Source organism: Leucobacter ruminantium (assembly GCF_017565705.1).
Lineage (GTDB): Bacteria > Actinomycetota > Actinomycetes > Actinomycetales > Microbacteriaceae > Leucobacter > Leucobacter ruminantium.
On the sequence record NZ_JAGDYL010000017.1, the window covers coordinates 84666 to 91952 of the forward strand.

The 7287-nt window shown below is 70.8% G+C and carries 5 protein-coding genes and 1 pseudogene; all 6 read left to right on the forward strand.

What is annotated here, in order from left to right; genetic code table 11:
• Nucleotides 1-82 precede the first annotated feature (82 nt).
• Nucleotides 83-3061, forward strand: a complete 2979-nt coding sequence (locus tag J4H91_RS10320) for an aminotransferase (protein ID WP_208046178.1) — start codon at nucleotides 83-85, stop codon at nucleotides 3059-3061.
• Between the two features lie 154 nt (nucleotides 3062-3215).
• A complete protein-coding gene (locus J4H91_RS10325) occupies nucleotides 3216-4265 on the forward strand; it encodes a YihY/virulence factor BrkB family protein (RefSeq protein ID WP_208046179.1) in 1050 nt (349 codons plus the stop codon).
• A gap of 163 nt (nucleotides 4266-4428) precedes the next feature.
• Entirely contained in the window at nucleotides 4429-5589 is a 1161-nt protein-coding gene (locus tag J4H91_RS15900) for a histidine kinase (protein WP_208046180.1), read from the forward strand.
• Nucleotides 5586-6239, forward strand: coding sequence for a response regulator transcription factor (locus J4H91_RS10335; protein WP_208046181.1), 654 nt, complete (start codon nucleotides 5586-5588; stop codon nucleotides 6237-6239). The genes J4H91_RS15900 and J4H91_RS10335 overlap by 4 nt, the downstream gene beginning before the upstream one ends.
• Nucleotides 6240-6325: 86 nt before the next feature.
• Nucleotides 6326-6787 carry a hypothetical protein gene (locus J4H91_RS10340; RefSeq protein WP_208046182.1) on the forward strand — a complete coding sequence of 154 codons (462 nt, stop codon included), beginning with the start codon at nucleotides 6326-6328 and terminating at the stop codon, nucleotides 6785-6787.
• Between the two features lie 76 nt (nucleotides 6788-6863).
• Nucleotides 6864-7055: pseudogene (locus J4H91_RS10345) on the forward strand (MFS transporter); the annotation flags it as partial.
• Between the last annotated feature and the right edge of the window lie 232 nt (nucleotides 7056-7287).

The following is a 7287-nucleotide window of genomic DNA, read 5'->3' on the forward strand; positions in this document are numbered from 1 at the left end:
AGGGAAACGCACCGGTTTTCCGCCCCTCGACGGGGTCGGGGTACGAGTCGATGAGTGATGAGCCTATGAGAACGGAGACACTGTGACGGAGCAGAACGCGGGCGGCCTGGTCCGCCCCGAGGTGTCGGAGGCCGATGCGGCCGTCATCGCCCTGGAACTCTACGGTATCGAGGCGGTGGCGAGCGAGCTCGGGAGCAACCAGGACCGCAACTTCGTGCTGCTGGAGGCCGATGGCACGCGCAGCGTGCTGCGCGTCGACAATCCCGTGTTCGGAGACTCGGCGCGCGATGCCCAGCATGCGGCGCTCGACGCCTACCGTGCCGCCGGCCTCGAGGTGCCGGCCGTGCTGCCCGGACTCGACGGCGAGCTCACCCAGCGCTGGCACGGCCTCGCCGTGCGCCGCAGCGAGTTCGCGAACGGAGCTCCGCTCGTGGACGCGGGTTACCTCGCACCCGTGGTGCTCGAGGAGTTCGGGGCCCTCGCAGCCGAATCGGTGCTCGCGCTGGCGGGGCTCTCGCACGCGGGTCTCGCCCGCGAGAACGCCTGGGACATGCGCGTGGCCTACGACGAGACGGTGCGTCTCGCACCCGCCATCGCCGATGACTCGTTGCGCGAACGGGTGCTCGCAGCCGCGCAGGAGGCCCACGAGGCGCTCGCCTCGGTCGCCGGTGCGCTGCCCGTGCAGGCGATCCACGGAGACCTCACCGACGACAACGTCATGGGGAGGCCCGGCGATGACGCGCGACTGCACCCGCGCGTGATCATCGACCTCGGCGACATCGGCTACGGCTGGCGCGTCGCGGAGCTCGCGGTCACGGCCTCGTCGATGCTGCACCACGAGCCAGGTCGGCCGCTGCGCGTGCTCGACGCGATCGGCGCCTTCCACCTGCGCGCGCCGCTGAGCCCGGCCGAGGCACGAGCCGTCTGGCCGCTGATCGTGCTGCGCGCCGCGCTGCTCGTGGCGAGCGGATGGCGGCAGCTCGAGATCGACGGCGGCAACGACTACGCGCGCGAGCGCGTGGCGGGGGAGCAGTGGATCTTCGACTCGGCGACCGATATCCCGCTCACGGTCGCGACGGAGGCCGTGCTCGCGCGGCTCGGTTTCGAGGGACGGCCGCACCGCGATGGTCTCGAGCTCGTCGCCTTGCCCTGGGCGCCCGCCGGCGTCGATCAGATGCGCGGCCTGCTGCCGGGGCTCGGCGGCCCGGTCGAGGTGCTCGATCCCGGTGTCGAGTCGGAGGCGCTCGCGTCGGGTGCCTGGCTCTCGACGGATGCGGAGAGCGGCCTCATCGCGGCGGCCATCGGTCGAGGCGCGGCCGCCGCCGTGCTGCCGTACGGGGTCTACCGCCTCACCCGAACGAGCGTCGACTCCGTCGACGCGGCGGAGACGTGGCCCGCGGATCTCGAGGCGTGGGTCGGCGCGGGAGACGCACTCGAGGTGCGCTCGCCCGTCGCGGGCACGGTGCTCGCCGTGGGGCCCAGCACGGTCGTGCTCTCGCTCGGCGGCTGGCACCTCGGCGTCAGCGGGATCCGTACCGGGGTGGTAGCCGGCCAGCAGATCGTGCCGGGCGCGCGCCTCGGGGAGCTCCCCGAGGCGGAGCGGCCTCGCCCGATCGCCGTCGGGCTCAGGCGGCCCGACGCGCTGCCGCTCACCGAGGAGGGGCTCGGGCGGGCACAGCTCGTCGAACCCGATCGGGTCCCGGCCTGGAGGCGCCTGGCGCCGGATCCCTCGCCCCTCCTGGGCCTCACCCCGACCGGGCAGCGCGACGAATCGGCCGATGAGCAGCTGCGTCGCGAGCGGATCTTCGCGAGCGCGCAGGAGCGCTACTACGAGCGGCCCATGCAGATCGAGCGCGGGTGGCGGCACCACCTCGTCGACACCACGGGGCGCAGCTACATCGACATGGTCAACAACGTCGCGGGTCTCGGGCACGGGCACCCGGGGGTGGCCGACGCGGTGAACCGTCAGATCCGCATCCTCAACACGAACTCCCGCTTCCTCTACCGCGAGCTCGCCGAGTACAGCGAGCGACTGCTCGCGAAGCTGCCGGCCGGCTCGGGGCTCGACACCGTGCTGCTCGTGAACAGCGGCTCCGAGGCCGTCGATCTGGCGCTGCGGCTCGCGCAGGCCGCGACCGGACGCAAGACCGTCGTCGCGCTGCGCGAGGCCTACCACGGTTGGACCATGGCCAGCGATGCCGTCACCACGAGCGCCTACGACAACCCCTACGCGCTCGAGAACCGACCCGACTGGATTTACGTGGCCGACGTGCCCAACCGGTTCCGCGGCACCTATCGCGGCGAGGGAACGGGCCCGGCCTACGCCGCCGATCTCGGGAACGACCTCGCGATGCTCGCGGCGGAGGGGCGCGAGGTCGCGGGCTTCATCTGCGAGTCGGTGCTCGGCAACGCGGGCGGCGTGCTGCTGCCCGACGGCTATCTCTCCGATGTCTATGCACGCGTGCGCGCCGCGGGCGGGCTGTGCATCGCCGACGAGGTGCAGGTGGGCTTCGGGCGCATGGGCTCGAGCTTCTGGGGCTTCGAGCAGTCGGGCGTCGTGCCCGACATCGTCACGATCGCGAAGCCCATGGGCAACGGCTTCCCGATCGGCGGCGTCGTCACCTCGAAGCGCGTGGCGGACGCCCTCGCCTCGCAGGGCCAGTTCTTCTCCTCGGCGGGCGGCAACCCGCTCTCGTGCCGGGTGGGGATCGCGGTGCTCGACGCGATGGAGCAGGAGGGGCTGCAGGAGAACGCGCGCGTCGTCGGCGCGCGCCTCGCCGCGGGTTTCCGGGCGCTCGCCGAGAAGCATTCGATCGTCGGCCCGGTGCACGGCGAGGGGCTCTACCTCGGCGTGGAGCTGGTGAGGGATCGCGCGACCATGGAGCCCGCGAGCGCCGAGGCGGCGGCGATCTGCGAGCGGCTGCGCGAACTCGGGGTGATCGTGCTCACGACTTCCGAGCGTTCGAACGTGCTCAAGGTGAAGCCGCCGTTGTGTCTTACTGCGCAGAGCGCCGACTTCGTCGTGGCGCAGCTCGACCGTGTGCTGAGCACCGGCTGGTAGGGCCGGGCCGGCAGGGCCGGCAATGCCCGAGAATCCCTCGCCCAGCCTCGCCCCCGCCCGGTCGTCACCGTGCATGCCCCATGCGGCATACCCGATACGCCGCCGCGGCACCAGCCCCTTCGCGAGGCCCGAGCGGCGCGGCTATGGTGATGGGATGGGAAAGAACGAGGAGAGGCAGACGAAGGAGAAGGGCGCAGCCGCCGCGCTCGTGCAACGGCTCATCGCCCGCGCGCTCGAACTCCGCATCGTGCGCGCGTACCTCCTGTACGCCGAGCATCGAGGAGCGATGCTCGCGGACAGCATCACCTACCGCGCGCTGTTCAGCGTCTTCGCCGGTGTGCTGCTCGGCTTCTCGATCGCGGCGCTCTGGCTGAGCGGCAACCCCGACGCCATGAGCGCGCTGATGGATGCGCTCGGAGCCGTCATCCCCGGCATCGGCGATCTCGTCGACCCCGCGAGCATCGACGCGCCCGTCGGGTTCAGCCTCGTGGGCGTCGTCTCGCTCGCCGGTCTCGTGGGCGCCGCGATCAGCGCCATCGGCAGCCTCCGCGCGGCGCTGCGCGTGCTCGCCGACGAGTTCACCGACGACGCGTTCTTCCTGTGGGTGCTGCTGCGCAACCTGCTCGTCGGCATCGGCTTCGGCGGACTGCTCGTCGCCGCCGCGGCCGCGAGCTTCCTCGGCTCGCTCGGCATCGGAACGGTCGCCGGGTGGTTCGGTCTCTCGGAGAGCAGCGGGGTCGCGCAGACGGCGGTGCGCGCCTTCGGCATTCTCGCGGTGTTCGCGATCGACGCGCTCGCGATCGCCCTCGTCTTCCGGTTGCTCTCGGGAGTGCGCGCGCCTGCGCGAACCCTGTGGGCCGGCGCCGTTCTCGGAGGCATCGGTCTGACGGTGCTGCAGGAGCTGTCGGGCCTCTTCGTGCGAGGCGCCACCTCGAATCCCCTGCTCGCGACCTTCGCGTCGCTCATCGCGTTGCTGCTCTGGTTCAACCTCTCGGCGCAGGTCATCCTGATCGCCTCCTGCTACATCATCACGGGGGCTGCCGAGGCCGAGGACCGGCTGAGGGCGCGCTACGGCGCGTCGACCCTGGCGCAGCGGCGCAGGCAGCGCGCCGAGGAGCGCCTGCGGGCGGCGACCGACGAACTGCGGGCTGCGCAGGAGGCGGAACGCGAGGAGCGCGAGGGGAAGGCCGAGCAGGAGAGCTGACGCTCCGCATTCGGCTTGTCGGGCGTGCGAAACAATGGGCCGAAGCGCCGGAAGTGTCGCCCGGGGGCGACTGCCGATCTCCGGTGTGCGGACCTACCATGTCACCATGACGTGCGAAACCACTCGGGTTGCATCTCACGCTTCGCCGGCTGCGGGTGAGACCGTGCGACCGGCGCGGTGGATCCTCGACGTGCTCCTGGGCATCGGCGTCACGCTCGTCGTGTCGCTGTTCATCGCGGCCGACATCCAGGGAAGCGATCCCGACGCCTGGGCCTACCTCTGGGCCGTCGGTCTGGGCGGGGTGATGCTGGTGCGCCGCCGCTATCCCGTGATCGTGCTCCTCCTGTCGGCCGGCGCCGTGATCTCCTACTATGCCGCGGGCTACCCCGCCATCGGGGTGGCGGTCCCGCTCGCCGCCGCGGTGTTCTCGGCCGCGGAGCAGGGCCGCATCGTGGCTTCGATCGTGACCGCCATCGCAGTGCTCGGCATCTCGGTCTCCTACCGCCTCGTCGAGGGGCAGGATCCATCGGTCGTCGTCGGGTACGAGCTCCCGGGCCATGCCCTGCTGCTCGCCGCCGCGATCGCGCTCGGAGACGGCGTCCGCGCTCGCCGCGAGCTGCGCAGACGGGCTGCGGAGATCGGAGAGTTGACCGCCGAGCGCTCCGCGCGGGAGGCCGAGCAGCGCGCCATGGCGGAGCGCCTGGCCATCGCCCGTGAACTGCACGACTCCGTCGGCCACGCGCTCACCGTCGTGGCGCTGCATGCGCAGACCGCCGAGGAGGCGCTGAGCTCCGGCGAGACCGTCGCCCGGGATGAATGCGAAGCCCGAGAAGCTGTGCGGGTGATCGCGACGACGACCTCCACGTCGTTCGAGGACCTGCGCCGCACCGTCGCGAGCCTCCGTCGAGAGGATCCCGGGTCGCGGACGCCTCTGCGCATCACCGACCTGGAGTCCGCGATCCTGCCGGCCAGAAGAGCCGGGCTCGAGGTCGTGACCTCGGTATCCGTGGTCTCTCCGCTCCCGCCGATGCTGGAGGCGGCGACCTACCGGATCGTGCAGGAGGCCATCACGAACGTGGTGCGTCACGCCGATGCCTCCCGGGTGGATGTCGATATCAGGGAGAATGCGGATTTCCTTCGCGTCTCGGTCGTGAACGACGGGCGCGTCTTCCCGGATCGCTCGCCGAGCACCGGTGAGGCGAAGGGCCGCGGCCTGTCCGGAATGCGCGAACGCGCGCTGCTGCTCGGGGGCACTTTCTCCGCTGGTCCCGATGGGGCCGGATTCGCCGTGCGCGCATCGATACCGCTGGAGGCGGGAGCATGACATCCGTCGTGCTCGTCGACGATCAGGATCTGGTGCGGACCGGGGTCCGCACCTTGCTCAGCCGCGACCCGTCGATCGACGTCGTCGCCGAGGCGACCGACGGGCGTCGCGGCGTCGAGGCCGTCCGCAAGTACCGTCCGGACGTGGTGCTCATGGACCTGCGGATGCCTGTCATGGACGGCATCGAGGCGACGCGTGCGATCCGCGCGGATGAGCGTCTGGTCGGCACGAACGTCGTCGTGCTGACCACCTTCGATGACGACACGGATATCGTCGACGCGATCCGCGCCGGCGCGATCGGCTACCTGCTGAAGAACACGCCGCGCGAGGAGCTGCGGGAGGCGATGTTGCGGGCCGGCAGGGGCGAGCGCCTCCTATCGCCCGCGATCGCCGAGCGGGTGATGGACATGGCCGCCGCCGGGGGAGCGGCTTCGTCTCCGGATCCGCGTCTCGCCGCGTTGAGCGGCCGCGAGCTCGAGGTGCTCGCGAGGGTCGGGCACGGCGATACCAATGACGAGATCGCGGCGGCGTTGCATCTGAGCCCTGCGACGGCGCGCACCTATGTGAGCCGCATTCTCACGAAACTCGGGGCGAGGGATCGGCCCGAGCTCATCGTCGTCGCGCACCGCTCGGGGCTCGTGACGTTCTGACGAGCGACCCGGGTCGCTCGAGCGCGACTCGAACTGTCGCTTCAGCGCGGACGAAACCGGGTGGGTGCCGCACCTACCGTAGCGGCATGACTTCCAACCGCACGTCTTCCCGGTCCTCTGTCTCCTCGCGCAACCCCCTCGGATTCCCGGTGCTCGCGCTCATCGGCCTCGCGGCCCTCGGCCTCCCCAGAGTGGTACTGCACGATCTGCACCTCATCGAGGGGGCCGCCCCGTTGAACTGGTTGCTCGCCATCGGCCCGGTCGCGATCTGGATCGTGCTCGCGGTGATCAAGAAGGTGCCGAACCCCTTCCTGAGCCTGCTGGTCGTGGGTGCGATCTTCGGCGTCATGCTCGTGGCCGCTCACCAGATCCTCTGGGACGTCGCCTTCCAGGGCGCTCCGCCCACGATCGGCAACGGCGCGGCGGCGACCCTGATCCCGCGTATCGCCGCGATCCCGGGCGGCATCTTCACCGGCACGATGATCGGGGCCATCAGCGGCCTCATCGCCTGGGGGATCCAGGCCATCGGCAGACGCGCCGCCGCGTGATATCGGCAGGTGCACCACCACGCTCCCCAGAGGTAACCCCGTCGCCCTCCGCTCTCGAATCGATTGGCCTGTCCTGATGCTCGCTGTGCTCCGCAACCCGTCCTACGCGAAGCTGTTCACCGCGCAGATCATCGCGCTGCTCGGCACGGGGCTGCTCACCGTCGCTCTGGGCCGGCTCGCATTCGAGATCGCAGGCGGAGATGCCGGTGCGGTGATGGGCGTCGCGATGGCGATCAAGATGGTCGCCTATGTCGCGGTCTCACCCGTCACCCGACGAACGCGAGTACACGCGTGCCCCGTCGCTATCTCGCGTGGCGGCACTCGATCCGGGCGATTCGTCGACTCCGAGGGCTCGTTCCATCGGCTAGGGCGTGTCTCCTATATGCGTAGCCAGGTCAGGATCGCTGCGATCACAACCCCGGCTCGATAGGTCACCGCGAGTTTGTCATAGCGCGTAGCGAGCCCTCGCCACTGCTTCATCAAATTGAAGGCCCGCTCCA

Coding starts and splice junctions, on each gene's coding strand:
- J4H91_RS10340 (WP_208046182.1), top strand. CDS start 6,326: ATGACTTCCAACCGCACGTCTTCCCGGTCCTCTGTCTCCTCGCGCAAC.
- J4H91_RS10325 (WP_208046179.1), top strand. CDS start 3,216: ATGGGAAAGAACGAGGAGAGGCAGACGAAGGAGAAGGGCGCAGCCGCC.
- J4H91_RS10335 (WP_208046181.1), top strand. CDS start 5,586: ATGACATCCGTCGTGCTCGTCGACGATCAGGATCTGGTGCGGACCGGG.